The 23,778-nt window shown below is 63.3% G+C and carries 23 protein-coding genes and 1 tRNA gene; 13 read left to right on the forward strand and 11 right to left on the reverse strand.

Annotation, left to right across the window (positions count from 1 at the left end; genetic code table 11):
• Nucleotides 1–4: 4 nt before the first annotated feature.
• The gene (locus EJ076_RS05715; RefSeq protein WP_126067207.1) at nucleotides 5–1,213 is read left to right on the forward strand and encodes a beta-ketoacyl-[acyl-carrier-protein] synthase family protein; all 1,209 of its coding nucleotides are present in this window, start codon (nucleotides 5–7) and stop codon (nucleotides 1,211–1,213) included.
• 116 nt (nucleotides 1,214–1,329) lie between these two features.
• On the opposite strand, the gene EJ076_RS05720 is transcribed toward EJ076_RS05715, so the two are convergent.
• Nucleotides 1,330–1,932, reverse strand: a complete 603-nt coding sequence (locus tag EJ076_RS05720) for a sulfotransferase family protein (protein ID WP_109667124.1) — start codon at nucleotides 1,930–1,932, stop codon at nucleotides 1,330–1,332.
• 33 nt (nucleotides 1,933–1,965) lie between these two features.
• Entirely contained in the window at nucleotides 1,966–2,868 is a 903-nt protein-coding gene (locus EJ076_RS05725) for a VOC family protein (protein ID WP_126067208.1), read from the reverse strand.
• 358 nt (nucleotides 2,869–3,226) lie between these two features.
• Here EJ076_RS05725 and EJ076_RS05730 point away from each other — a divergent pair, with 358 nt between their 5' ends.
• Nucleotides 3,227–3,931: a glutathione S-transferase N-terminal domain-containing protein gene (locus EJ076_RS05730; RefSeq protein ID WP_126067209.1), complete on the forward strand. Its 705-nt coding sequence runs from the start codon at nucleotides 3,227–3,229 to the stop codon at nucleotides 3,929–3,931.
• A gap of 27 nt (nucleotides 3,932–3,958) precedes the next feature.
• Here EJ076_RS05730 and EJ076_RS05735 read toward each other — a convergent pair whose 3' ends face one another.
• From EJ076_RS05735 to EJ076_RS05745, 3 genes are all read right to left on the reverse strand, one after another.
• On the reverse strand, nucleotides 3,959–4,306 hold the full coding sequence (locus EJ076_RS05735) for a hypothetical protein (RefSeq protein ID WP_126067210.1): 348 nt from the start codon (nucleotides 4,304–4,306) through the stop codon (nucleotides 3,959–3,961).
• Nucleotides 4,307–4,392: 86 nt separating this feature from the next.
• Nucleotides 4,393–5,013, reverse strand: a complete 621-nt coding sequence (locus tag EJ076_RS05740; RefSeq protein ID WP_126067211.1) for a nucleoside triphosphate hydrolase — start codon at nucleotides 5,011–5,013, stop codon at nucleotides 4,393–4,395.
• Nucleotides 5,014–5,123: 110 nt separating this feature from the next.
• Nucleotides 5,124–6,224, reverse strand: a complete 1,101-nt coding sequence (locus EJ076_RS05745; protein WP_126067212.1) for a hypothetical protein — start codon at nucleotides 6,222–6,224, stop codon at nucleotides 5,124–5,126.
• A 235-nt stretch (nucleotides 6,225–6,459) separates the two neighbouring features.
• Between EJ076_RS05745 and EJ076_RS05750 the strand changes: the two genes are divergently transcribed.
• The 4 genes from EJ076_RS05750 to EJ076_RS05770 all read left to right on the forward strand — a co-directional run bounded on the left by EJ076_RS05750 (nucleotide 6,460) and on the right by EJ076_RS05770 (nucleotide 10,016).
• On the forward strand, nucleotides 6,460–7,347 hold the full coding sequence (locus EJ076_RS05750; RefSeq protein WP_126067213.1) for a D-alanyl-D-alanine carboxypeptidase family protein: 888 nt from the start codon (nucleotides 6,460–6,462) through the stop codon (nucleotides 7,345–7,347).
• A gap of 616 nt (nucleotides 7,348–7,963) precedes the next feature.
• Complete coding sequence (locus EJ076_RS05760) at nucleotides 7,964–8,884, forward strand: DUF1003 domain-containing protein (protein WP_126067214.1); 921 nt, start codon at nucleotides 7,964–7,966, stop codon at nucleotides 8,882–8,884.
• 131 nt (nucleotides 8,885–9,015) lie between these two features.
• Nucleotides 9,016–9,092 (forward strand) — tRNA-Arg (locus EJ076_RS05765).
• 159 nt (nucleotides 9,093–9,251) lie between these two features.
• Nucleotides 9,252–10,016, forward strand: a complete 765-nt coding sequence (locus EJ076_RS05770; RefSeq protein WP_126067215.1) for a DUF5131 family protein — start codon at nucleotides 9,252–9,254, stop codon at nucleotides 10,014–10,016.
• Here EJ076_RS05770 and tcmP read toward each other — a convergent pair.
• Nucleotides 9,961–10,905, reverse strand: coding sequence for a three-Cys-motif partner protein TcmP (tcmP, locus tag EJ076_RS05775; protein WP_164548550.1), 945 nt, complete (start codon nucleotides 10,903–10,905; stop codon nucleotides 9,961–9,963). The two genes, EJ076_RS05770 and tcmP, sit on opposite strands and share 56 nt — an antisense overlap.
• 109 nt (nucleotides 10,906–11,014) lie before the next feature.
• Between tcmP and EJ076_RS05780 the strand changes: the two genes are divergently transcribed.
• Nucleotides 11,015–11,236 carry a DUF2285 domain-containing protein gene (locus EJ076_RS05780; RefSeq protein ID WP_126067217.1) on the forward strand — a complete coding sequence of 74 codons (222 nt, stop codon included), beginning with the start codon at nucleotides 11,015–11,017 and terminating at the stop codon, nucleotides 11,234–11,236.
• A 112-nt stretch (nucleotides 11,237–11,348) separates the two neighbouring features.
• On the opposite strand, the gene EJ076_RS05785 is transcribed toward EJ076_RS05780, so the two are convergent.
• Nucleotides 11,349–12,293: a hypothetical protein gene (locus tag EJ076_RS05785; RefSeq protein ID WP_126067218.1), complete on the reverse strand. Its 945-nt coding sequence runs from the start codon at nucleotides 12,291–12,293 to the stop codon at nucleotides 11,349–11,351.
• A gap of 395 nt (nucleotides 12,294–12,688) precedes the next feature.
• On the reverse strand, nucleotides 12,689–13,795 hold the full coding sequence (locus EJ076_RS05790; protein WP_206438769.1) for a LacI family DNA-binding transcriptional regulator: 1,107 nt from the start codon (nucleotides 13,793–13,795) through the stop codon (nucleotides 12,689–12,691).
• A 581-nt stretch (nucleotides 13,796–14,376) separates the two neighbouring features.
• Between EJ076_RS05790 and EJ076_RS05800 the strand changes: the two genes are divergently transcribed.
• From EJ076_RS05800 to EJ076_RS05825, 6 genes are all read left to right on the forward strand, one after another.
• The gene (locus EJ076_RS05800) at nucleotides 14,377–15,339 is read left to right on the forward strand and encodes a sugar-binding protein (RefSeq protein ID WP_126067219.1); all 963 of its coding nucleotides are present in this window, start codon (nucleotides 14,377–14,379) and stop codon (nucleotides 15,337–15,339) included.
• Nucleotides 15,340–15,454: 115 nt separating this feature from the next.
• Nucleotides 15,455–16,993, forward strand: a complete 1,539-nt coding sequence (locus tag EJ076_RS05805; RefSeq protein ID WP_126070969.1) for a sugar ABC transporter ATP-binding protein — start codon at nucleotides 15,455–15,457, stop codon at nucleotides 16,991–16,993.
• Nucleotides 16,994–17,053: 60 nt separating this feature from the next.
• A complete protein-coding gene (locus EJ076_RS05810; protein ID WP_109667096.1) occupies nucleotides 17,054–18,049 on the forward strand; it encodes an ABC transporter permease in 996 nt (331 codons plus the stop codon).
• A gap of 83 nt (nucleotides 18,050–18,132) precedes the next feature.
• Nucleotides 18,133–18,912, forward strand: a complete 780-nt coding sequence (locus EJ076_RS05815; protein ID WP_126067220.1) for an SDR family NAD(P)-dependent oxidoreductase — start codon at nucleotides 18,133–18,135, stop codon at nucleotides 18,910–18,912.
• Nucleotides 18,913–18,920: 8 nt separating this feature from the next.
• On the forward strand, nucleotides 18,921–19,505 hold the full coding sequence (locus tag EJ076_RS05820) for an SDR family oxidoreductase (RefSeq protein ID WP_126067221.1): 585 nt from the start codon (nucleotides 18,921–18,923) through the stop codon (nucleotides 19,503–19,505).
• Complete coding sequence (locus tag EJ076_RS05825; RefSeq protein ID WP_126067222.1) at nucleotides 19,489–20,385, forward strand: aldose 1-epimerase; 897 nt, start codon at nucleotides 19,489–19,491, stop codon at nucleotides 20,383–20,385. Before EJ076_RS05820 ends, EJ076_RS05825 begins: the two co-directional genes overlap by 17 nt.
• Here EJ076_RS05825 and EJ076_RS05830 read toward each other — a convergent pair.
• From EJ076_RS05830 to EJ076_RS05840, 3 genes are read right to left on the reverse strand one after another with little or no spacing between them, the layout of a single operon-like run.
• Entirely contained in the window at nucleotides 20,377–21,138 is a 762-nt protein-coding gene (locus EJ076_RS05830) for an SDR family NAD(P)-dependent oxidoreductase (protein WP_126067223.1), read from the reverse strand. The two genes, EJ076_RS05825 and EJ076_RS05830, sit on opposite strands and share 9 nt — an antisense overlap.
• The gene (locus EJ076_RS05835; RefSeq protein ID WP_126067224.1) at nucleotides 21,135–22,697 is read right to left on the reverse strand and encodes a sugar ABC transporter ATP-binding protein; all 1,563 of its coding nucleotides are present in this window, start codon (nucleotides 22,695–22,697) and stop codon (nucleotides 21,135–21,137) included. The genes EJ076_RS05830 and EJ076_RS05835 overlap by 4 nt, the downstream gene beginning before the upstream one ends.
• A gap of 56 nt (nucleotides 22,698–22,753) precedes the next feature.
• Nucleotides 22,754–23,728, reverse strand: a complete 975-nt coding sequence (locus tag EJ076_RS05840) for a substrate-binding domain-containing protein (protein ID WP_126067225.1) — start codon at nucleotides 23,726–23,728, stop codon at nucleotides 22,754–22,756.
• Between the last annotated feature and the right edge of the window lie 50 nt (nucleotides 23,729–23,778).

Genomic DNA, 23,778 nt, shown 5'->3' on the forward strand with positions numbered 1-23,778 from the left:
CTGAATGCGGCAGCGCGTTGTCATCACCGGCATGGGCGGCATTTGCGGGCTCGGCACCAGCGCGCCTGCGATCTGGAACGAGATGCGCGCCGGCCGCTCGGCCATCGGCCAGATCACAAGTCCGCAGCTGCATGACCTGAAGGTCAAGGTCGGCTGCGAAATCAAGACACTTCCCGATCACGGCATCGACCGCAAGCAGACCGTGTCGATGGACCGCTTCAGCCTGTTGGCGACGATCGCAGCCAGGGAAGCTATGCAGCAGTCCGGCCTGGTTTCGAATGAGGCCACCACCTATCGGATGGGCACCGTCGTCGGTGTCGGCGTCTGCGGCTGGGAGGCGATCGAAGAAAGCTATCGGGCTATCCTGATCGAGGGCAAGAATCGCGCCGGCATCTTCACCGTGCCAAAGGTGATGCCAAGTGCGGCCTCCGGCCACGTCAGCATGAATCTCGGCCTGCGCGGCCCGGTCTTCGGCGTCACCTCGGCCTGCTCGTCGTCCAACCACGCCATCACCTCGGCCGTCGACCAGATCAGGCTCGGCCGTGCCGACGTCATGGTCGCCGGCGGCACCGATGCGCCACTGGTCTGGGGTATCCTGAAGGGCTGGGAAGCCTTGCGCGTGCTGGCGCCCGACACCTGCCGGCCATTTTCGGCCGATCGCCAGGGCCTGTCGCTCGGCGAGGGCGCCGGCATGGCGGTGCTGGAGACCTATGAGCACGCCATGGCGCGCGGCGCCACCATCCTTGCCGAAATTGCCGGCGCCGGCCTCTCCGCCGACGCGTCCGACATCGTCGCGCCGACCATCGACGGACCAACGGCCGCCATGCGTGCCTGCCTGGCCGACGCCGGGTTCAATCCCGAGGATGTCGACTATCTCAATGCTCACGGCACCGGCACCAAGGCCAACGACCAGATCGAGACGGCGGCGATCAAGCGCGTCTTCGGCGACCATGCCTACAAGCTTTCCGTGTCATCGACCAAGTCGATGCACGCCCATTGCCTCGGCGCATCGGGCGCGCTTGAGATGATCGCCTGCGTGAATGCGATCCGTGAAGGCATCGTGCCGCCGACCGCCAATTTCCGCGAGGCCGATCCCGATTGCGACCTCGACGTCACGCCGAATGTGGCGCGCGAGCGCAAGGTGCGCACCGCGATCAGCAACGGCTTCGCGTTCGGCGGCACCAATGCGGTGCTGGCCTTCAAGGCTGTCTGATCCCAGGCGATCCTGACCGGACCCGTGGTTACACCTGACTGATATTGCGGCTAGTTGGACGAGGCGTAACGGTCGCGTGCAGAACGTCCGCCAAGCGACCTTGCAGGACGATCAAATTAGTTCTGTGCAAGAGCCGACTGAAAGTCCTTGGTGTTATTCCGATTGGGATAGGGCTGGTCCGGCACTGGCACGCCAAGATGCAGGCAGAGCGGCTCCCATCCGTCTCCCAGATTGTGGACCAGCAGCCGACCTGACGGCACTGTCGCAACGACCGCCCTTACATTGGCTTCGTAGACGGCCATGGCATTGGCGCGATCGTGCGGCCGGCTGTCGAAGACCTGCCTGGAGATCAAGGCAAGACCCAGCGATTCCTGATCCGTGCTCTGGCTGATGCCCGCCAGGATCGTGTTCTCGAAGCTTGTCCACCAGCTTTCCGGCGATCGGTATGTCAGGATGACCCGGGCGTCCGGATAGAACTCAATCAGGTCACGCCAATAGTGCGCCGAGGGCCAGTCGATGCAGGACGCGTAGCCCGCAAACAGCTGGTTCCAGTCTGGTGCCGCGCCCTTCGCCAGCGCACGCCAAAGCCGCTTCTGGTCGTCATTGGCCATGACTTCGAACATGTGGTGACAGGGGCCGAAACCAAGGATCGCCAGCGCCTCGCGCATCGAGTCCGTTCCTGTCCGGCCAAAGCCCGTTCCGATTACCCTTATCACCATTGTCCCTCCTGGTTCAGGCCCACAGCCGTCACGTCAGTCGCTTGCGAGCACCACCCGCAGGCGGTTTCCCTCGGGATCGGAGAGGTCCAGCGCCCCGTCCGTTTGCAGCGAGGGCACGTGCGCATCGTCGAGACGTCGCGCGATGGCCGCGAGGTCTTCCTGGCTGGGAAGCACGAGTGTAAAATGCTCGAGACCTGCCGCGCCGAGTGGTGGCTCTTTCAACTCGTCGCGAGCCCAGATGTTGAATGCCACCATGTGTGGGCGTTCCCCGGTGCCGCAGTCGAACAGGCCAAACGTTGCAGACTGGATATGTGGCTTGAAGCCAAGCACGCCGAGGTAGAACGCCATCAGCGTTTCGGGCGACCGCGCACGCATATGAATGTGGCCGATGAAGCTGTCCGCCGCCAGCGGAACCTTGACACGGTCCGCCGTGCCAAGCTCCTGCAGCAATCGATCGATATCCAGAGGTTCGAGGCCGGAATGCCTTGTGCCGTCCTTGGCGACAAGCGAAACACCGCCGCCAGCCGTCTCTTCCCTGGAGGCGAGGCGCCCGGGCGTGTCGAAGCAGATCTCGATCCCGTTGCCTGATGGATCGGAAACGTACAAGGATTCCGAGATCAGATGATCCTGGGCGCCGTGCCTCAGGCCTGAGGCACGCAGCCGGGCTGCGACCCGGGCCAATTCCTTGCGTGTCGCGACATGAATGGCGACATGAAACAGATCGCGGGACTTTGGCGGCAGGAGGGTTGCTGCTCCAGCGTGCAACACGATAAGGGTCTTGCCGTCGACGCCGAGTTCGACGATCCCGCTGTCCCTGGTCAGCGTCGAGAGGCCGACGACGTCACGCCAGACCGGCAAAGCGGCTGGAATGTCGACGACGCGCAGATGGACCGGCCCGAGACGGGTGGCGTTGGCCAGAGTTTCTTGCCTCGTCATCGGCCGTTGCCTCCCTGCGGCGCTGGAACATTAGCCGCGAAAGATATGCCTGTCTTGCGCATAATTCGGGTCGACCTCGCCAGGGGTAGCCGGCCGTTGCCGCCCCCTGTTGTCGCTTGGATGTCCGGCGGGCAATCCATGACATGGTGGACCCGTCCGTGGGTAGTTTGACGCGCCGACTGCCGCCGCGTTGATGGCCATCGCGAGAGGCGTGCTGCCATACCCACAAATTCCTGCGACTGTCCGTGCACGGCGAAACTGCTGCTGGCATATTGATCAGGATCGGCCGCGCCCCTAATTCTGCGTGGACCCGCCAAAACCGCGCCGCTCGACGCCAAATCCCATTCAGGAGTTTTCCATGGCTGACCTGTCCGCCTTTCCGATTGCAACACGCTGGCCGGCCAGGCATCCCGACCAGCTCCAGCTCTATTCCGCGACAACGCCGAACGGCGTGAAGATATCGATTGCCCTGGAAGAGCTCGGCCTGCCCTACGAGCCGCATTGGGTCAACATCGGCCAGAACGAAAGCTGGACGCCGGAATTCCTGTCGCTCAATCCCAACGGCAAGATACCGGCAATCATCGATCCGAATGGTCCCGACGGCAAGCCGATCGGCCTGTTCGAATCCGGCGCCATCCTGCTCTACCTCGCTGAAAAGACCGGCCTGCTCATGCCCGTCGACGCCGCGCGCCGCTACGAGACCATCCAGTGGGTGTTCTTCCAGATGGCCTCGATCGGGCCGATGTTCGGCCAGGTCGGTTTCTTCCACAAATTCGCCGGCCGCGAGATCGCCGACAAGCGCCCGCTGGAGCGCTATCGCGATGAATCAAAGCGGCTGCTCGGTGTGCTCGACATCAGGCTGAAGGGCCGCAAATGGATCATGGGCAATGACTACACCATTGCCGATATCTCGTTGCTCGGCTGGGTGCGCAACCTGATCGGCTTCTACGAAGCGCGCGAACTCGTCGGCTTCGACGATTTCACCAATGTGGGAACATGGCTGGAACGCGGTCTGGCGCGGCCAGCGGTGCAGAAGGGCCTGACCATACCCGCCAAAGCCTGACGCAAGCTAGGTAGGCCTTGGAGAAGGCTACTTTGCCTTCGCCTTGGCTTTCGAGCCGCCCTTGCCGACCATGGAGGCTGCAAACGATGCGGTGCCCCTGGCGGCGATGACGACCGCGCCCGCCGCTACATTGGCCGCAGCCTTGACCGTCCGCATGGCGCTGCTCGAGATCGATGCATCAGCGCTCGCTGCCTTTTTGGGCTTTGCGGCTTTCGGCGCAGCTTTTGCCGCTGTCGGCACCACTTTCTTCGGCGCCGCCTTGCCAAAGGCCGGCTTGGCGTCCTTCGAACGGGCGGTGATCGCCGGGCCGGCGCCTGCCTTGGATTGGGTTGCCTTGCCCTTGGCGGGCGCGGGCTTTCTTGCCTTCTGTGCCATCGCACGGACTCCCTCTTTTGGCGGAATTGCCTTGTCGGCGATAACGGCCTGAAAGTCTTAAGGTTCCCCTTGCGCAATCCGTAGAATCAAGCGGAAAGGCCGATCACCAGATCGGCGGCACTGCGGCGGGCGAGCACGCGCTCGATATTGGGCATGTCGTTGGAAGCGATCCAGGCGCGCGCATCCGCATCGGAGCGGCCGTGCTCGTGCCAGCGCTCCAGCAGGCGGCGCTCGAGCTCATTGCGCGGCACGTCGACGAAGATCGAGAAATCGAACAGCGGCGCCAGCCGCGACCACGGCTCCTCGTCGAGCAGCAGGTAGTTGCCCTCGACCAGGATGAATTTGGTCTCGGTGGCGACGATCGAAGCGGCGGCGCGCGACAATTCCATGTTGCGGTCGAAGACCGGGATGGCAATGTCGGGTTCACCGGCCCGGATACGCTTCAGCAGGGCCTCAAAACCGGCAAAGTCGAAAGTTTCCGGCGCGCCCTTGCGCGCCCGCAGTCCGCGCCGCTCGAGCACGGCGTCGTCATAGTGGAAGCCGTCCATCGGCACGACTTCCGAAGCACCTTCGGGCAGCAGGTCATGCAGCCGCGCCGACAGCGTCGACTTGCCGGAGCCTGGCGGCCCGGCAATGGCGACGATGAAGCGGTTTGCCTTGCCGGCACGCTTGAAGATGGTGGCGGCGAGATGGGCGATTTCGGACATGACAGCCTCTCTGGCAGGAGCTTCAAATCCACCATGTTCCGCATGATGATTTCGGCCACATCTTGCCGGCAGTTCGTGGAAATTTCAAACCCTGCGGTCGCGCAATCCCATCAGGCGGCCGCGGGCCGACCGATGCGCAGGAAATCGCTGTCGAAGGGAACCTCCCAGGACGAACCTCCGGCTGCCAGCCGCATGCGGCCATCCGCCGTCGTGACCTCCTGCGGCGGCTCGCTGCCGGACAGCGGTATCGCGCCGATGACATGGCGAAAGGAAACGCTTTGGCCTTCGCCCAGCGCGAAGGCGGTTGCTACGCCTTCGCGCTTCAGCCAGTTGTCGCCGATCGAGGCGGCATGGCCGACGGCAGCGCGGCCGTCCTCGATGCCGAGCACGCCAAGGTGGCGGGCGCTCCAGGGTGCGTAGTCGCGCCCGCCATTGCTGAGCCACAGCATGGTGATCGGCAGCTCGGCGGGGTTCTTCAGCACCAGCACCAGGTCCTCTTCGGCCTGTCGCGCAAGCGCGGTCCAGCCCGGCCCGCCATGATCGGCCTCGACCAGCGTGATGAAATCCTCACGGCGGTCGTCCATACGGTATTCCGTGAGATCAAGCGTGCCGCCGCCGGCGGCGGGAAAATGGCTGAGATCGGCGGAGCGTGCCGGATAGGCGAGCATGAAGCGGCCGCGTGCGGGATCGGGCTCCAGCGGATCGTCCAGCGTCGCGGCAAACCGCTTTGGCGAAAAGGCCAGCCTGCCGCCGCCCGTCATCGATGTCATCGGGTGATGCGCGACCGAAATGGCGCCATGGCCGCCGCAAAACTCATGCTCCTGGTAGAGGAAGGGATGGTCGTCGCGCAGCGTCAGGATCTTGTCGACGCTCGCGCCCATCACCTTGTGCCGCAAGCGGTAGACCGCGCGCCAGCCATCGCCTGTTGCAGCGCTGTCGACGACGTCCCAGGCGCTGTTGGCCGGCCAGCCATGCAGCGGCGCTTCCTCGACATCGCTGCGTGAAAACGGCGCGCAGAGAAAATCGCCGGACAGCCGAACCGTGCCTTCCGGCAAATTGTCCGGCAGCGTCTCGTTCGCATCGACCCAGGGCGCGCGGTGCAGCGGCTTCAGCTGCCGCCCGCCACCGTCGACGACCATGTCGGCGATGTGGCCGACCGTGAGGTCGAGCGAAACCGAAATACCCCTGGCCTTGATCGTGCTGATGGTCATTGCGTTCTCACCGATTCTGCAGGCGCAAACAGAACCCGTTCGGCGGCGGTTGCGCAAGCACTGCGGCAGGCATTTTGCATCAAGGGTTGCCTTCACCCTCCCCCTTGTGGGCGAGGAACCCAAGCGAGGGCATGACATTCCTTTGTATGACCGGCATTAACCAAATGGACGCAACAGCCGCGTTACGTTAGCTTCGCCTCATCTCAGCAACAGCTTGATCCGAACAGACTTGCCCTTGTCCAACCTGCGTCCCCTTCCGCTCATCCAGAGAGTTTTCGCGGCACTAGCCCTGCTGGTGCTGCTTGCCGGCTGCGCCACGACACCGCCCGACTCGGTGCTGGCTGTACCCGCGCCAGCGCAGAAATATGCCGCCATCGTCGTCGACGCCAGGACCGGCAAGCAGCTGTTCGAGGTCAGTTCGACGGCGCAGCGCTATCCGGCCTCGCTGACCAAGATGATGACGCTCTACCTGCTGTTCGAGGCGCTGGATTCCGGCCGCGTCACCAAGGAGACGCAGATCCCGGTGTCGGACCATGCCGCCTCGCAGCCGCCGACCAAGCTGCGCTTCAAGCGCGGCGAGAGCATCGATGTCGATTCGGCGATCCGCGCCATCGTCGTCAAATCGGCCAATGACGTGGCGGTGGCGGTCGGCGAATATCTCGGCGGCTCGGAGGAGCAGTTCGCCGCCATGATGACGTCCAAGGCGCGCCAGCTCGGTATGACCAGCACCGTGTTCCGCAACGCATCCGGCCTGCCCGACGACGACCAGCACACCACGGCGCGCGACATGGCGGTGCTCGGCATGGCGCTGCATCAGCGCTTTCCCCAGCAGTTCCACTATTTCTCCGAAAGCGACTTCATGTTCCGCGGCAGGCTGGTGCGCGGCCACAACGACATGCTCGGCCGCGTGCGCGGCGTCGACGGCATCAAGACCGGCTACATCAGGGCGTCTGGCTTCAACATCGTCACCTCCTACAACGCCGACGGCCGCAACCTGATCGTCGTGGTGATGGGCGCCGACTCAGCCCGCCAGCGCAACGATCATGTCGAGGCGCTGATCCAGCGGAGTTTGTCGCCGGCCATGGACGGCACCAAGACAAGGCTGATGTTCGCCGAGCAGTAGTAGGCGGCAGCGCGATTTGCGCCTGGCTTGCCCCGGCTGCCAGGGCAATCGATTCAGGTTTCGAACTCGCACCATCTCCCTTTTCGGGCGTTGATGCCGCCCCTCACCTGCCTGCCGGCATCCTCTCCCCGTATAGTGACGGGGAGAGGGGCGCTCTCGTCGCCGGTTTCGCCAATCATCAACGTTGCAAGAAGGACACCGTCGTTGCGGCCACCCCCTTCTCCCCGTCACTATACGGGGAGAAGTGCCCGGCAGGGCGATGAGGGGCGGCGCCGACCTCGACAATTGCCCGATGACGGCAACTATGCTATAAACTTGCGTATGGTGCTGATTTGCGCCAGTGACCCGCCGCAAGGCGGGTTTTTTGTTGCCGGTGCCATCCTTCCACAGACTCGGAGCAAGGAGCGAAGCAACGCAGCGCAGATCCCATGGTCTTCGCGACGGAGCGTCGCCCACGGATGACGACGATCTCCAATGCCTCACCGCGCCGTCGCCTGCCACATCGCCTCTCCGATCAAAACCACTTGTCCGGCCCGCGAAATCCGTGTCCCGCGCTGGCTATGCGCCGCCACCTCTGCTTATCGTCCTTCGCAGCACCACAGCAGGAGCCCGCACCATGAGCACCGTCCCGAAAACGCCCGAGCAGGCGGCAGAGAACGACAATGGCGGCGAATATTTCGAGGCGCCGATCATTGGCGAGCACGAGGCCGACCAGACCTCGGACGAGCAGCTCGAAACGCCTGATGTGCCGGACTCCGAACCATCCGCTCCAGGCGCATCGCGCGGCAAGCCGAAGAAAAAACCATCGGCGATATCGGGCCGCAAATTCCGCAAGCGCGATCTCGTGCGCATCGACACGCTGCGCCCGAGCCTCGCCGACCGCATCCACGCCGATCACCCGGACCTGCCGACCGGCGCCCGCATCAGCCGCGCCGAGCTCGGCCGCTACCGCATGCGCTACATGGAGGAGCTGCTCCAGCAGGAGCACGGCGAATTCTCCGAGCTCGACCGCCAGGTGGTCGAATCGATCGCCAGGCAAGACACGATTTCCGAAAACTCGGAAGAAGAATTCGAGGAGCACCGGACCTTTGCCGACCGCGTCTCCGACAACATGGCGGCCTTCGGCGGCAGCTGGTGGTTCCTGATCTCGTTCGGCAGCGTGCTGCTGGTGTGGATCGGCATCAATTTGATCGCGGGCATGAGCAGCGCCTTCGATCCCTATCCCTTCATCCTGCTCAACCTGCTGCTCTCCTGCATCGCCGCCATCCAGGCGCCGATCATCATGATGAGCCAGCGGCGGCAGGAGTCCAAGGACCGCCTGCGCTCCTTCAACGACTACCGCGTCAACCTCAAGGCCGAGCTCGAAGTGCGCCATCTGCACGAAAAACTCGACTACCTCATCTCGCGCCAATGGACGCGCCTGGCCGAAATGCAGCAGATGCAGCTGGATGCGATGCACGAACTGACGGGTGCGAAGAAGCCGAAGCGCGCGGTGCGCGGACGGCGGACGGTGAAGAGGGAGGCGGCAACCTCATAGGCCGCAGCCCGGACGCACCGAGCCAAGTCGCTGCGCCAATCTCCAATTGCCCGTTGAAGCCCGAGCCCGCTTCCGCTAAGAAGCCGTGACTTGCCGGTTCACCGGCTGGTTCGTTTTCCGGATTCCGGAAAGCACCCGTAGCTCAGCTGGATAGAGCGCTGCCCTCCGAAGGCAGAGGTCACAGGTTCGAATCCTGTCGGGTGCGCCACACGCGTAAATTGCTTACGTGGTGTTTGGACGTTTGCCGACCACGTACCCACCTGCCGATCATGTATCATACATCGTTCGTGTGAACCTTTTTCGCCCATCGAAACGGAAAGTTCAGAACCTCAGATTAACCATGATCAGAAACTAGGAGAATCGTCCTATGGCTGATACTTCGATTGAATGGACCGACGCGACGTGGAACCCGGTAGCAGGTTGCACGATTCTGACGGCCGGTTGCACAAATTGCTATGCGATGCGCATGGCTGCGCGACTCGAAGCGATGGGCCAAGAGAAATACCAGGGTCTGACCCGCAAGAGCGGCGGCCGCGCCAAATGGACAGGTAAGGTGACGCTCGATCCCAAGTCACTAGGTACGCCAGCGACGTGGAGCAAGCCGCGCCGGGTCTTCGTCAACTCGATGTCCGACCTATTTCACGCCGATGTGCCGGCAGACTTCATTCGCCAAGTCTGGACTGTGATGAAGGACACGCGGCGGCACACCTACCAAATCCTGACGAAGCGACCGGAACGTATGGCCGAAGTTCTGACCCGTGGCGACTTTCCTGTGCTTGAAAACGTTTGGCTTGGCACAAGCGTTGAAGATAATCGTGTTCTCAATCGATTGGACGAGTTGCGCAAGGTACCGGCTGCTATAAGGTTTGTCTCGCTCGAACCACTTATCGGGTCAGTGGCCGGCGCCGATCTAACCGATATTGATTGGGCGATCGTCGGCGGCGAGTCCGGTCCGGGCTCACGTTATATGGATCCACGCTGGGTCGATGAAATCGAAACCATGTGTCGGCGCTCCGGTACGGCTTTCTTCTTTAAGCAGTGGGGCGGTCGCAACAAGAAGGCGACCGGGCGTACGCTCAACGGCCGGACCTACGACGAGATGCCTGCGGCTTCGGCGCATATTTCCGGTTGACGTAGCGGACAAATTTCTCGGCAAGTTCGGTCGCCTTTGGATCGGGGTTGGCCACTGCCAAGAACAACGAAAATGTGTGGCCGCTGTGGGGGGTCATGATCGGAAGCGATTCCGATACGAAAGCAAAAGTTTCCCGCAGCAGCCCTTCAAACCACTGATCAATCTGCTTCTTGCTGACGATCCTCCGAACGGTTGACTGTTTTGGAGGCGCATCAAACAAGCCCGCAAATATATCGGTTTGCCCAGAAGGGTTTTCCGGCTGCATGGCGTATAGCTCACGCCATCGCGGGCTAAGAACGCGATCGAGCATCGACTCCTTGTTGCCAATCCCAGCGTAGTCATGAGCCAGTTGCCGGGTGACGGCCGCAACGTTGAACAAAAACCAAATGTCGAGGCATTCAGTTTGGCTGAGCGCCTCCAGCGTCGACCAATCGACCTGCATGGAAAATGGATCCAGAAAGACCACGCCACGCGAACGGCTGCGCGATTTGCTAGTCCATGGCGCTTTCCCGATGATCTCCAAAAGTTCATCGTTGGCATCACCGCGCAGGACTTGAATTTCGGCATTTGGCCAGTCAACTCGAACAGATTCGAGCGCCGCCGCGCGCTCCGGATCCTTCTCGATAAAAATAAAGTGCTTAAATGGAGGTTCGATTTTGAGGCCGCGCCGAGCTGAACCGTCTAAGGTTTCAATAACGGTTTCCATCTCACGCCCCTCGAAGATGCCGCCAACCTGACGCTCAGCCTCGCGGTCACCAGAGCCCGCAAACGCGTCGATGTACCATAAGTCCATCTTCGCCCAAGTCAGCGCCTTTGCATAACACTGTAAGTAATATTCTACCGCGTCTAGTTTGATCTCTGACCACGGCCCCCCGTATTTGTGTGCCATGTCTTGCCCCACCCCTCCGAATCCATCTGATCTAACGATCTTTCCCAACAGACTGCAAGTCGTGCGGAACATAGGCGCTTGAGGCGACCTCCTCAGAAGATAAGACGAAATGAGATATGCGCCCCTCCTTCCCGATCCGGGCGTCGCCGACGAGGCGTCCATTTTTTCGGCCCTGACCGGATACGACGAAGAGCGCCTGCTGACCTACATCCGGTTGCTCGACACCGCAGCCGAAGACGTCGACTGGCGTGAGGTCGCCAAGATCGCCTTGCATATCTATCCGGAGAAGGAACTGGGCGGGCGTCCGAGGCTTGGGAGACGCGCCCTGTGAAAGACGACGAACGGCTGCGGTGTTTTCTGGCCGGCGGGCGCCGCATTGAACCTCCTGCGAGGCGGCGGCTTGCTTTCGATCAGTTTCGAACCCATCGCCCTGCTTCTAAGGCTCAGAGGCGCTCTTCTCCGGGGTTCAACCGCGGGACGGAGCCCAATACGCTTAAAATCCCCTTAGGCACAGGTCCAGAGCCTTTCAGGAGCACTCCGAGCCCTTCGTCGTCAAATGTGATGTCCCCTCCCGCGCCCTTCGTCGGCGGCATCATCGCGCTCCAGCCGATTATCCAAGGGTGATATGTGGCATTCATTTCGATCTCTTGGCGCGCATAGCCGACGAAGAAAACATCTTGCCGAGCGGCTAGCGGGAAGAATTCCGAAGTCGCCGGCCCGTCGCGGTGGATGGTGATCGCGGACGTATGAGGCCCAATTCCAGGCCCTCCGCATTTGCGTATTTGCTCGGTAAGGAAGGCGGCCAACTCGTCCGGGGCAGGACGTTGATGCTTGAGCTCTTCCACAATGGCCCCTACGACGTGCTCATGGTTAAAGCCGATCGCACTCACCCAAGCTCCGCTGTTTCCGGACCAATGCCGGGGCGGGTGGGCCGCTTTGTGCGTTCCGTTGGGATGAATCGAGAACTCTTTGATCAACGGGCGAACTGCACCTGCTTCGAGCTTGAAGCCGGCGATGCAGAGCTGTAGGCGTTGGCCAACTGACAGGAGCGAACCAAGCTTCTTCAGCAGGTGCCCAGTCGCATGATTCATGGGCCAGCGATTCGTGGGACGCCCTCTGAATATGCCCCGCCGTTCGTTCAGATTTCGGCGGCCCAGATCGGGATCACCTGATAGGAATGCGGCTATTACCTCGTCGGTTGGAACGCCTCCAAGGACTGCCTGGCCTGAGTACCCGATGCTGACCACCGCATCCTTGGCTCGATAAAGAACCTGTTTCGTAGCGATCTCGTCGAGTGGCGATAGCTTTCCACCGACCGACTTGGACACAAGGCGATCTCCTACTTGAACCACGACGATCGGAGTTGCGACGGTCAGAATCAAGGTCATTCGTTGGTCCGGCGTACGAGGGAGTCGAGCCTGGAAAAATGTGAGAGAAACCTATTCGATCTTGTCGGCAATGTCGCGATAGCGAGTGAGAGCAAGATCGTGCGTTCCCTTTGCCCGTGAAATTGCGGCAGCCGGCGCTTTCGCCGGGACGGCTTCAAAGTGCGTCTCTCCGGCCGTTACAACAGCGTCGGTCGCCCACTTCGGATGAAGGAGATGATCTTCAATGCCGTTGGGCCACTCCTTTCGTTTTGCGGCTGGCGTTCCAATGCGTGAGCGTGAGGCGACGGCCGGTCGTCATTCGTTCCGCCGTTGCTCGCGGCCGCCCACGAACAACTAGCCGCATCAGGATGTCAACTGGCCGGGCGCCGAGCGCCGTCCCCCGCCTCCACCAATTGTCACACCCCCATCACCCCCCGCACACTCTCCCGCTCCACCAGCGGACACTCCAGCTTCGTGATTGGGTACCGCCCCCGTCCAGGCGCCGCCGGCGCTTCCAGCTGTTCGATCGCCCATTGGCCCATCGCCATGTGCGGCAGGATCGAGGTCGTCAGCGGCGGGAACAGGTGGCGGGCGATTTCTTCGTCGTCGTAGCCGACCACGGAAATGTCTTGCGGGATGTGCAGGCCGGCTTCCTTCAGCGCTTCGTAGCAGCCGATCGCGGTGCGGTCGTTCTGGCAGAAGATGGCGGTCGGGCGGTCTTTCAGCGCCAAGAGCTTGACGGTCGCGGCGTAGCCGGCGCTGGCCGACCAGTCGCCCTCGACCACCAGTTCGGGATCGAACGGGATGTCGGCGGTGGCGAGCGCGCGGCGGTAGCCCTTCAGCCGGTCCTGCGCCGCCTGCATCCACGGCTCGCCGGTGATGGTGGCGATGCGGCGGTGGCCGTGGCTGATCAGATGGCGGGTCGAGCTCTGGCCGCCGGCGATCTCGCTCGGCACCACGGCAGGGAAGGCGTAGTCCGCCGTGTAGCAGTTGAGCAGGATCACGGGGATGTCGAGGCCGTAGAGATAGTCGGGCGCTGTGATCTCGCGGGTGAAGATGGTCATGTAGATCAGCGCCGAAATGCCCCGCTTGGTCAGCGCTGCGATGGCGCGCGGCTCCATGACGGCATCGCCCAGCGTCTGCGCCACCAGCAGCACATTGCCGGCATTCCACGAGGCCTGGCGAGCGCCCTCGATGGCGACCACGGCTTCCGGGCTGGTGGCGAGCTGGTCGACGGCAAAGCCGATCACCCCGTCCAGCCCCTCGAAGGCGGGTATCGGCGGGTGAAGGGCCTCGAAAGCGGGCGCGGTGTAGCCAAGGGTCCGCGCGGCTTCGATCACCCGCTCGCGGGTCTGCTGCGACAGCTTGATGCCTGGCGAATTGTTGAGCACGAAGGAAACGGTCGCCTGCGAGCAGCCGGCCGCCCTGGCGATATCGATCATGGTGACGCGGCCCTTGGTGCCCTTGGCCGGCGCCTTGCGGCGCCTTATCGTGTCGCTGGCCGGATCCGTCGTCTCGCTCATGGCACCCCCAAATCCCAAACTGTCCTAGCGGCAGCCGGCCATGCCGGCAAGATGGCGTGATGCCGTCGATTGATGGAAATCGTCAAAGGCATTTATAACTATTAGTATCCTCAAGGTCCATCCACCATACGACTCCGCACAGGCTGAAATGCAGATACCGCAAGGCTCGCACCTTGGCGCAGCCGAGGGCGGCTCGTCGGCGGATTCGCCGCGAGACTACGACCATGCCTTCCGAATAGGCTTCGAAACTAATACTGTTTACTAATACAAAAATGCGCTGTACCGTCAATCCGTCGCGTCCGGCCCGGTTGGTGCGGGGCGGCGGGAGTGTACGAGAAATAGCCCGATGGCGAGCGGATATTACCTCCGCAAGCCTTGTGTCGAATATGTGATATGTCTGACAAATCGGACTATTTACGAATGAAGGATGAGTCTCTAAGGTCGCTGTCGTGGCTGGAACGACGCCATTCCTTCGGTGCCGGGAACCCCTTTGAGGAGGAGGGCGTCCAAGCTGCAAACGGCAAAATCAGGTCAGTGCAAGATCGGTCAGTCCAACGACTGAGCCAAACGGGAGGTTGAACATGAAATCCTTGATACGAAATGCATCCGTAGCCGCGACCGCGCTGCTGCTTGGCCTGTCGGCCACGGCAATCGCGCGCGCCGACGACAAGCCGACGCTGGCCTTCGTCGTCAACGGCGCTTCCGATTTCTGGAAGGCCGCCGAAGCCGGCGTCAAGAAGGCACAGGGCGAGCTGCCCGACTACAATCTCGAGCTCAAATATCCCGAGCAGTCCTCGGTCGCCATCCAGCAGCGGCTGATGGACGATCTGGTGACGGCCGGCGTCAAGGGCATCATGGTCTCGGCGGTCGATCCGAAGACCTCCACCGATGGCCTCAACAAGATCGCCTCGGAAACGGCGCTGTTCACCACCGATAGCGACGCCCCGCAGACCAAGCGCGTCGCCTATATCGGCTCGTCCAATGTCGATGCCGGCAAGCAGGCGGCCGAAATCGCCAAGAAGGCGATGCCCAATGGCGGCAAGTGCCTCGGCTTCGTCGGCCTGCTCGGCGCCGACAATGCCAAGGAGCGCATCCAGGGCATGAAGGACGGCCTGGCCGGCACCAAGATCGAGCTGATCGATGTGCGCGGCGACGACATCGACCAGGCGCGCGCCAAGAAGAATGTCGAGGACGCGCTGGTCGCCAGCCCCGACGTCACCTGCATGGTCGGCTTCTACTCCTACAACACGCCGCGCATCTATGAAGCGCTGCGCGACGCCGGCAAGCTCGGCTCGATCACCGTCGTCGGTTTCGATGACGATCCGATCACGCTGGGCGGCGTCAAGGAAGGCACCGTTGCCGCCACCGTCGTGCAGCAGCCCTTCGAATGGGCCTATCAGGGCATGAAGCTGATGGCTGCCTATCTCAAGGGCGACAAGTCGGGCATCCCGGAAGGCGGCCTCATCATCATCCCGACCAAGATCATCGGCAAGGATGACGTCGACGCCTACGCCGCCAATTTGAAGGCGATGTCTGGAAACTAAGACTTGAAGCAGTTCAGCCGGCTCAACGTCGCTTGGGCCGGCTGCTCGCATTGACGAACACCGCGAGGATCGTCAGTCTGCCAAAAGGTCGGCCCGCCAATCGCTGTCAGGCATGATGAATTATTCCGATACATCCATCGTCGCGACTACTCCGTTCCTCAGCCTTGAGAACGTGCGCAAGACCTATCCCGGCGTTGTCGCGCTCGACGGCTTCTCGATGGAGGTCAGGCCGGGCGAGGTCATCGGCCTCGTCGGCGAAAACGGCGCCGGCAAATCGACCTTGATGAAGATCCTTGGCGGCGTCACCACGCCTGACAGCGGCACGATCACGGTCGACGGCACCGCGCATGACAGGCTCTCCGTTGAAGCCAGTATCGGTTCGGGCATCGCCTTCGTCCACCAGGAACTCAATCTGTTCGACAATCTCGATGTCGCCGCCAACATCTTCTTTGGCCGCGAGCCGCTGCGCGCCGGGCCGCTCAAGCTCGTCGACCGCGCAAAACTGCGCACCATGGTGGCGCCGCTGCTGAAGCGCGTCGGCGCCAATTTTTCCGCCGACACACAGGTCGCGACCCTGTCGCTGGCCCAGCAGCAGATGGTCGAGATCGCCAAGGCGCTGTCGATCGAGGCGCGGCTGGTAATCCTCGACGAGCCGACATCGAGCCTGCCGCTCGCCGAGACCGACAAATTGCTCGACGTCATCAAGGCGCTGAAGGCGGACGGCATCAGCGTCATCTTCATTTCGCACCGCCTGCACGAGGTCGAACGCGTCGCCGACCGTGTCGTCGTGCTGCGTGACGGCATGCTGGCCGGCACTTTGCAAAAGCGCGACATCGGCCACGACCAGATGGTCAAGCTGATGATCGGCCGCATGCTGAAGGAGCGCGAAAAGGCCTCCGAGGCGGCGCGTGCGCCCGGCGCCACGGCGCTTTCGGCCAAGGCCATCCGCACCCCGGCCTATCCCGGCCGGCCGGTCGATCTCGACGTCAGGCGCGGCGAAATCCTCGGCCTTGCCGGCCTTGTCGGCTCCGGCCGCACCGAACTGGCGCGGGTGTTCTTCGGCATCGATAGCAGCCTTGGCGGCGCGCTCGAGCTCGACGGCAAGCCGCTTGCGCTGGCTTCCGCGGCCGATGCCGTCGCGCATGGCATCTTCCTGGTCCCGGAAGACCGCAAGCTGACCGGCATCCTGCTCGACCTGTCGATCGCCCAGAACATTTCGCTGCCCAATCTGCCGGCGCATGCAAAGCGCTCCCTGGTTTCGGCCAGCGCCGAGACCGCCACCGCCGAGAAGCAGAAGAGCAATCTCGGCATCAAGGCGCCGTCGGTGCAGACGCGCACCGGCACGCTGTCGGGCGGCAACCAGCAGAAGGTCGTGCTCGGCAAGTGGCTGGCCATGAATCCGAAAGTGATGATCCTCGACGAGCCGACGCGCGGCATCGACATCGGCGCCAAGGCGGAAATCTATGGCCTGATGCGCGCATTGGCCGATGCCGGCGTCGCCGTGCTGATGATCTCCTCGGACATGGAAGAGGTGATCGGCGTGTCCGACCGCATCGCCGTCATGCATGAGGGCCAGATCTCGGGCATTCTCGACAAGGACGGGTTCAGCCAGGAAAACGTGCTGCTGCTGGCGGTGGGCAAGCAGCCGAAATAGTTTTTTGTTTTTGCCGCAGGTCTCGCGGAACCTGCCCGGGCAGGCATTGGGGAGAAGACGATGAGCAAGAAAGATCTCGGCCTGCTGATCCTGATCCTGGTGGTCGGCGCGATCGTTGCGATCATCAATCCGCGCTTCCTGTTGCCGATCAACCTCGCCAACACCTCGAACCTGATCGGCCTGTTCGGCATCCTGTCGATCGGGCAGGCCTTCGTCATCATCACCGGCGGCATCGAACTGTCGGTCGGCTCGGTGGTCGCGCTCCTAGGGACGCTGTTCATCGACTTCATCGCCGTGCGCGAGGTGGCGTGGCCGCTGGCCTTCGTGCTGATCCTCGTGCTCGGCGCCATCATCGGCCTGGTGCATGGCTGGCTGATCACAAGGCTCAAGCTGCAGCCCTTCGTCGTCACACTGTGCGGCCTGTTGATCTATCGCGGCGTCGCCCGTTTCTACACCGCCGACGGCACCGCCGGCTTCGCCTTCGGCCAGAACTTTCCCGACCTCGAATTCCTCACCGCCGGGCGCTCCTATGGCGTGCCCAACAGCTTCATCGCGCTGATCGTCATTTCCATCGTCATGTGGGTGGTGCTGCACCGCTCGGTGTTCGGCCGCTATCTCTACGCCATCGGCAAGAACGAGGAGGCGGCGAAGTACTCCGGCATCCGCACCGGCCGCGTCGTCATGGCGGCTTACGTCATCTGCGGCGTGCTGACGGCGCTGTCGGCGATCTATTTCGCCATGTACACGCGCTCGATCTCGCCGGCCAGCCACGGCCAGTTCTACGAGCTCTATGCCATCGCAGCCGCCGTGCTCGGCGGCTTCTCGCTGCGCGGCGGCGAGGGCTCGCTGATCGGCGTCATCCTCGGCACGGTGCTGCTGCAGGAGCTGCAGAACCTCGTCAACCTGCTCGGCATCCCGTCCTCCCTCAACTTCGCGGTGATGGGCGGCGTCATCCTCATCGGCGTGCTGGTCGACCAACAATGGGGCGTATTCCGGGAACGGCGGCTGATGGTCGACGCCACCCGCAAAAGCGCTGCCGGCGCGGCCGCGGAATAACCGCCGGCCGCGACACGACAGCTTGTCCGCGCTTTGAGATTATTATAATAGCATAACCCGAACTGGTCGGGGACGGACGAGACATGCGCTGCGATTTGCGAGGCAAGGTAGCGCTGGTCACCGGAGCCGCGGGCGCGATCGGCAGTTCCATCGCCAAACGCCTGTCCGACAATGGCGCCGCGGTCGTCGTCGCCGACATCAACAGCGAAGGTGCGAGCCAGGTCGCGGCCGGTTTGAGCGATGCGATCGCCTGCACCGTCGACATCCGCGATGCCGCCTCGGTCGACAGCGCCGTCGCCGCCATCATGGAGCGCTACGGCCGGCTCGACATCCTCATCAACAATGCCGGCGTCAACACGCTGGCGCATCGCGTCACATTAGACGAATTCCCGGCCGACGAGTGGGACCGCATCACCGGCATCGATCTCGACGGTCTCTACATCATGAGCCGCGCCGCACTTGCGCCCATGCTCGCCGCCGGCAGGGGCGGGCGCATCGTCAACATCGCCTCGGTCGTCGGCCTTGCCGCCATGCGGCTGCAAAGCCCCTTCGTCGCCGCCAAGGCGGGCATCATCCATCTGACGCGGTCGATGGCCATCGAACTGGGCGCCAAGGGCATCCTGACCAACGCGATCGCGCCGGGCTCGGTGATGACGGCGCTGACCGCAAAACTGTTTTACGGCGATGACGGCAAGTTTGCCGGCCGCACGCAGGAATTCCTCGCCCATGTCCCGCTCGGCCGTCCGGCCCAGCCCGAGGAAATCGCGGAAACCGTGCTGTTCCTGGCCTCGCCGGCCGCCAGCTACATCAACGGCCAGGTGCTGGCCGTCGATGGCGGCTGGACGGCGGGGTACATGATGTGAGTGCTGCCATGGAAATCGACCTCGATGGCGCAGCGATCGCGCTCGATGGCGACAGCAACCTGATCGCCGAGGCAGCGCTTGTTGCGTTGCAGGCCAATGGCGGCCAGCTGGTCGAAGGCTCGCATGCGCGGGAAGCCGATATCCTGCTGATGTCCTGTCCGCTGCGGCCGGGAACGGTGGCGGGCGATCCGAGAGCGCTCTACGCCGATGCGCGCAAGGCTGCCGTGACCATGACCGAGCGTGGGCGCGGCCGCATCGTCTTCCTGCTGTCGGCCACGGCCGGCATGCCGATGCGCCGCCACCCGCGCTTTTCCATGGACAACGCCTCGATCCTTGCCGGTATGCGCACGCTGGCCATGGAGTTCGGCCCCAAGGTGCTGGTCAACGCCGTCGGCGTCGGCGCGGTCGCGGATGAAACCATGGTTTCCGGCGACAAGGCGATGCTCAGCCACACCCCAGTCGGCCGCGCCGGCGGCATCGAGGAAGCGGTTGCAGCCGTGCTGTTCTTCTGCGATCCCCTGAACACCTACACGACAGGCCAGATGCTTTGTGTCGATGGCGGCTGGATGGCAGGCTATGGGCGCAATTTCTGAGCCGTTGACGCTCAAGGCCGGAGTGCTGGAGGTCGAGCTCGCACCGCAAATCGGCGGCAGCGTGAGCGCGCTACGCTGGCGCGGTATCGATCTCATGCGCCGGCTTTCGGACCGGGATCGCGAAGCCGGCAATGTGCTTGGCGTCGCCATGTTTCCGATGACGCCCTATGCCAATCGCATCGCTGGAAACGCCTTCGACTTCGCATCGAAACGCTGGCAGGTCCTGCCCAACAACCCGCCGGAAAAATTCAACGTGCATGGCAGCGGCTGGCAGCACGCCTGGGCTGTCACTGAGGCAGGAGCCGCCAGCGCGACGCTGGCGCTGGACATCGCCGCCGGTGCCGAGCCCTATTCCTACCGCGCGACGCAGGCTTTCGCGGTTACCGGCGAGGGTCTGAGCGTGACAACGACACTGACCAACGCCGGGCCGGCTTCCCTTCCGTTCGGCTTTGGCCTGCATCCCTGGTTCGATCGCGACCAGGACGTGACACTGCAGTTCAGGGCCCGGCGCTTCTATCTCGAAGAGCCCGAGGGCATTTCGGGCGACCCGGTCACGCTTCCGCCCGAACTCGACTTTGCTGATGCCCGGCCTTTGCCGAACGGCTGGCGCAACAATGATTATGGGGGCTGGGCCGGGGAAGCGACGCTTCGCTTTCCAAGCCGCGGGATGGGCCTGCGGATCAAGGCCGATCCCATCTTCAAGCACCTGATGTTCTACGCCGATCCGACAAAGCCGTATTTCTGCGTCGAGCTGCAAACCAACGCTTCCGGCGCCTTCAATCGTGGCGGATGGGATGATCCGGACGAGGGCGTGATCGTGCTCGCCTCCGGCGAAAATGCCGCCGGCACCGTCTCGTTCCTGCCTTTTGAACTAGAGTAGCCGCGCCAGCAGACCGCCATCCACCTGCATGGCGCTGCCGGTGACGAAGGATGCGGCATCCGAGATCAGGAAGCCTATTGCCGTGGCGATCTCTGAAGGATTGGCGATGCGGGCGATCCGGTTGGGCTCGAAGGACAGTCCCAGCGCTTCCGCACCGCCCGCTGCCTCCAGCCCGTCCAGCGTCATTCTTGTGGCAACGGAGCCGACCAGCACGGCGTTGACGCGGATGCGGTCGACGGCATAGTCCAGCGCCATCTGCCGTGACAAGCCGACGACCGCCGCCTTGGTCGCGGCATAGGCTGGCACGCCGGGCACCGTGGCGTCGGCATGCACGGAGGCGATGTTGACGATCGATCCGCCCCCGGCCGCGCGCAACAGCGGCAGGGTCGCGCGGCAGACCCGGAAAATGGCTGTCAGGTTGACGGCAATGGTCCTGTCCCAGTCCTCGTCGGAAAGCTCTTCGAGCCGCTTGCCGGTCGGATAGATACCGGCGCAGTTGACGACCGCGTCGAGCCTGCTGAATTGCTGGGTCGCCGCCGCCACGGCCGCCTGCACCTCGACTTCACGCGTGAGATCGCACTCGCGGAAGATCAATTGGCTCTCGGCGTATCGGCCAGCAAGCCCCTTTCCTTCTTCCGCATCCAGCCCGGCCCCAAAGACCCTGGCGCCCTGCGCGACGAGGTACTCTGCGGTTGCCCGGCCGATGCCGGTCGCAGCCCCCGTGACGAAAACGCGTTTGCCGGCAAACATCATGGTGAAACCTGGGAAGCCATGGCGTGGCGCTGCGCCTGCGCCGCGGTCACCGAACGCAGCACGCGATCCTCGCCGCCCTCGCCGCGGCTGAATTCGTCGACGATGTGGCCATCGGCGACGACGAGGCAGCGATCGCAAAGGCCGATCAGCTCTTCGAGTTCCGACGCAACAATGAGGAGGGCCACGCCCTTTTCGGCCAACTCGACCACGAGCCGGTAGATTTCGTGCCGGGTCGCCGCGTCGACGCCCTTGGTCGGCTCGTCGAGCAGCAGCACTTTCGGCGCCCGCATCAGCACGCGGGCAAACAGCAGTTTCTGCTGGTTGCCGCCCGACAGATGCGTGACCGCGGCCTGCGGCGACGACGCCTTGACGTTGAGCGCGCGCATGGCGCTCAGAATGGAACTCCGTTCCCGCCCGCCGCGCACCATGCCGTGCCGCGACAACGGCGCGAGATTGCCGATGGTGATATTGGCGCCGACAGGGAGATTGAACAGCAAGCCATCGCGCTTGCGGTCCTCGGTCAGCAGCGCAATGCCGGCGGCACGAGCGTCGCCCGGTGATCTGATCGGGACGGGCTCGCCGGTAACACGGATTTCGCCCTCTGCCGGCACGCGGCCATAGATGCCATGCAGGATCTCGCTGCGGCCGGAGCCGAGCAGGCCTGCCAGCCCGACGATCTCGCCGGCGGCTACGGAGAGGTTGATATCCTTGGCGCCATGAACAGCGCCGCCGTGACCGGCGACCGTGAGCCGGCGAACCTCCAGCGCGGTCGGTGCGCCGACGGGCGCCGCATGCTCTGGAAACAGCCGCTGCAGCCGCTGGCCCGACATCGAGAAGATGAAGGTTTCGGCGTCAAAGTCCTCCCGCGCGATCCGCACGGCCACTTGCCCATCACGCAAAACGGTGGCGCGGTCGCAGATGGCGAGCACTTCAGGCAGGCGATGCGTAATGTAGATCATCGCCACGCCTTGCACCTTGAGGCGGCGCAGCACGCTGAACAGCGCGTCGACCTCAGTGCCGGAGAGCGAGGCGGTCGGCTCGTCCAGCATCAGCACGCGCGGCTTCAGCACGATGGCACGCGCAATCATCACCAGATGCCGCTGCGCCGAGGTCAGCGACGCCACATAGGCCCTCGGATTGATGTCGATGCCAAGCTCGGCAAAGATTGCGCCGGCCCGCTGTTCGAGCTTGCGCTGGTGCACCAGCATGCCGTCGCCCAGCCCGGTGCGGCCGGCAAAGACGTTCTCGGCGACCGAGAGCTGTTCGAGCACTTCGATTTCCTGCGGCACATAGCCGACGCCGTTCGACCGCGCATCGGCGGGCGAGGCAAAACTGACGGGTCGGCCGTCGAGTTGGATGGTGCCGGTGTAGGAGCCGGCCGGGTGCACGCCGTTGAGGATCTTGACCAGCGTCGACTTGCCGGCGCCGTTCTGACCAAGCAGAGCGTGGATTTCGCCCGGGATCACATCGAAATCGACACCGCGCAGCGCCTGCACGCCGCCGAAATTCTTGGCGATGCCGGTGGCAGCAAACAGCGGCTCTTGCGTGGTGTTGGACACGACGATCCTCTCAGGAGATGCCGGATCCACGCAAGGCGCGGACCCGGCGGCAGGCGTTACTGGCCGGCGCTGTCCAGCATCTTGTAGTAGGGGTCGAGATCGGCAGCGGTGATCACCTTGGCCGGCAGCGGGTTGCTGTAGGGCACGGTCTTGCCCTGGGCGAGATCGCCGAGCAGTTCGGCAACCTTGGCGCTCTCCTCATACAGCGGCTGAGCGACGATGCCGTAGGCGGCGCCCGACTTCACCAAATCGAGATTCTGCCTGATGTAATCCATGCCGATGATGACGACATCGCGTCCGGCCTTGCGCGCCGCACCCGACCAGGTCTGGATGCTGTTGCCGGTGGTGCCGAAGGCGGCGGTCACGTCCGGATTGCCTTGCAGGATCGCCACGGCCTTGGCCTCGGCCGCTGACGGCTCAAAACCTTCCATCTGCGTGTCGAGCACCTTGATGCCGGGATATTTCGCCGCGATGGTCTTGCGGAACGCATCCGACATGGCGTTTTCGGTGTCGTTGGAAGCACCTTGCGTCAGCGCCACCGTGCCCTTGCCGCCAAGCTTGTCGCCGATGGCGATTGCGGCATTGGCGCCGACATCGGCGATGTCTTCGCCGGTCGCTGCCTTGAGGCCGGTGACTGTGCCTTCCGGCGGCAGCACATGCCAGGTGACGATAGGGAAGCCTTCCTTGGCCAGCTTGGTGATGTAGGAATAGATCGCCGGATCCACCCCGTAGACGCCGATGGCGTCGTATTTGGTACGGGCAAGGGCTGCCTCGGCCAACGGCAATGTCGCCGGAATATCCCAGTTGGTGGCGCTCGGGTCGCCGACGACCTCGCAGGTATAGCCGAGTTCCTTGCACTTGTTGAGGAAGCCAGCCTGCATCAGCCGGTGCACGGGATGATCCTTCATCGCCTGCACCCACAGCAGATGGATGTCGGCCGCCTGGGCAAGGCTCGCCGAGCCCAGCGACGTGGCAACCACCGCCGCGGTGAGCGCAGCGCGGATCAGCCCTTTTTTCAGATCGAGTTTCATGTCTTACCTCCCTTGGTTCACCGGCCTTTTGCCGGTGTAATGTCCACGTT

It is taken from the genome of Mesorhizobium sp. M7D.F.Ca.US.005.01.1.1 (assembly GCF_003952545.1).
Taxonomy (GTDB): Bacteria; Pseudomonadota; Alphaproteobacteria; order Rhizobiales; family Rhizobiaceae; genus Mesorhizobium; species Mesorhizobium loti.

Excerpts from the sequence above, each read along its gene's own strand:
- EJ076_RS05790 (WP_206438769.1), bottom strand. The coding sequence starts at position 13,795 with ATGAGCGAGACGACGGATCCGGCCAGCGACACGATAAGGCGCCGCAAG.
- EJ076_RS05780 (WP_126067217.1), top strand. The coding sequence starts at position 11,015 with ATGAGATATGCGCCCCTCCTTCCCGATCCGGGCGTCGCCGACGAGGCG.
- EJ076_RS05720 (WP_109667124.1), bottom strand. The coding sequence starts at position 1,932 with ATGGTGATAAGGGTAATCGGAACGGGCTTTGGCCGGACAGGAACGGAC.
- EJ076_RS05840 (WP_126067225.1), bottom strand. The coding sequence starts at position 23,728 with ATGAAACTCGATCTGAAAAAAGGGCTGATCCGCGCTGCGCTCACCGCG.
- EJ076_RS05820 (WP_126067221.1), top strand. The coding sequence starts at position 18,921 with ATGGAAATCGACCTCGATGGCGCAGCGATCGCGCTCGATGGCGACAGC.
- EJ076_RS05815 (WP_126067220.1), top strand. The coding sequence starts at position 18,133 with ATGCGCTGCGATTTGCGAGGCAAGGTAGCGCTGGTCACCGGAGCCGCG.
- EJ076_RS05725 (WP_126067208.1), bottom strand. The coding sequence starts at position 2,868 with ATGACGAGGCAAGAAACTCTGGCCAACGCCACCCGTCTCGGGCCGGTC.
- EJ076_RS05800 (WP_126067219.1), top strand. The coding sequence starts at position 14,377 with ATGAAATCCTTGATACGAAATGCATCCGTAGCCGCGACCGCGCTGCTG.
- EJ076_RS05830 (WP_126067223.1), bottom strand. The coding sequence starts at position 21,138 with ATGATGTTTGCCGGCAAACGCGTTTTCGTCACGGGGGCTGCGACCGGC.
- EJ076_RS05785 (WP_126067218.1), bottom strand. The coding sequence starts at position 12,293 with ATGACCTTGATTCTGACCGTCGCAACTCCGATCGTCGTGGTTCAAGTA.
- EJ076_RS05760 (WP_126067214.1), top strand. The coding sequence starts at position 7,964 with ATGAGCACCGTCCCGAAAACGCCCGAGCAGGCGGCAGAGAACGACAAT.
- EJ076_RS05810 (WP_109667096.1), top strand. The coding sequence starts at position 17,054 with ATGAGCAAGAAAGATCTCGGCCTGCTGATCCTGATCCTGGTGGTCGGC.
- EJ076_RS05735 (WP_126067210.1), bottom strand. The coding sequence starts at position 4,306 with ATGGCACAGAAGGCAAGAAAGCCCGCGCCCGCCAAGGGCAAGGCAACC.
- EJ076_RS05740 (WP_126067211.1), bottom strand. The coding sequence starts at position 5,013 with ATGTCCGAAATCGCCCATCTCGCCGCCACCATCTTCAAGCGTGCCGGC.
- EJ076_RS05825 (WP_126067222.1), top strand. The coding sequence starts at position 19,489 with ATGGGCGCAATTTCTGAGCCGTTGACGCTCAAGGCCGGAGTGCTGGAG.
- EJ076_RS05770 (WP_126067215.1), top strand. The coding sequence starts at position 9,252 with ATGGCTGATACTTCGATTGAATGGACCGACGCGACGTGGAACCCGGTA.
- EJ076_RS05715 (WP_126067207.1), top strand. The coding sequence starts at position 5 with ATGCGGCAGCGCGTTGTCATCACCGGCATGGGCGGCATTTGCGGGCTC.
- tcmP (WP_164548550.1), bottom strand. The coding sequence starts at position 10,905 with ATGGCACACAAATACGGGGGGCCGTGGTCAGAGATCAAACTAGACGCG.
- EJ076_RS05730 (WP_126067209.1), top strand. The coding sequence starts at position 3,227 with ATGGCTGACCTGTCCGCCTTTCCGATTGCAACACGCTGGCCGGCCAGG.
- EJ076_RS05805 (WP_126070969.1), top strand. The coding sequence starts at position 15,455 with ATGAATTATTCCGATACATCCATCGTCGCGACTACTCCGTTCCTCAGC.
- EJ076_RS05745 (WP_126067212.1), bottom strand. The coding sequence starts at position 6,224 with ATGACCATCAGCACGATCAAGGCCAGGGGTATTTCGGTTTCGCTCGAC.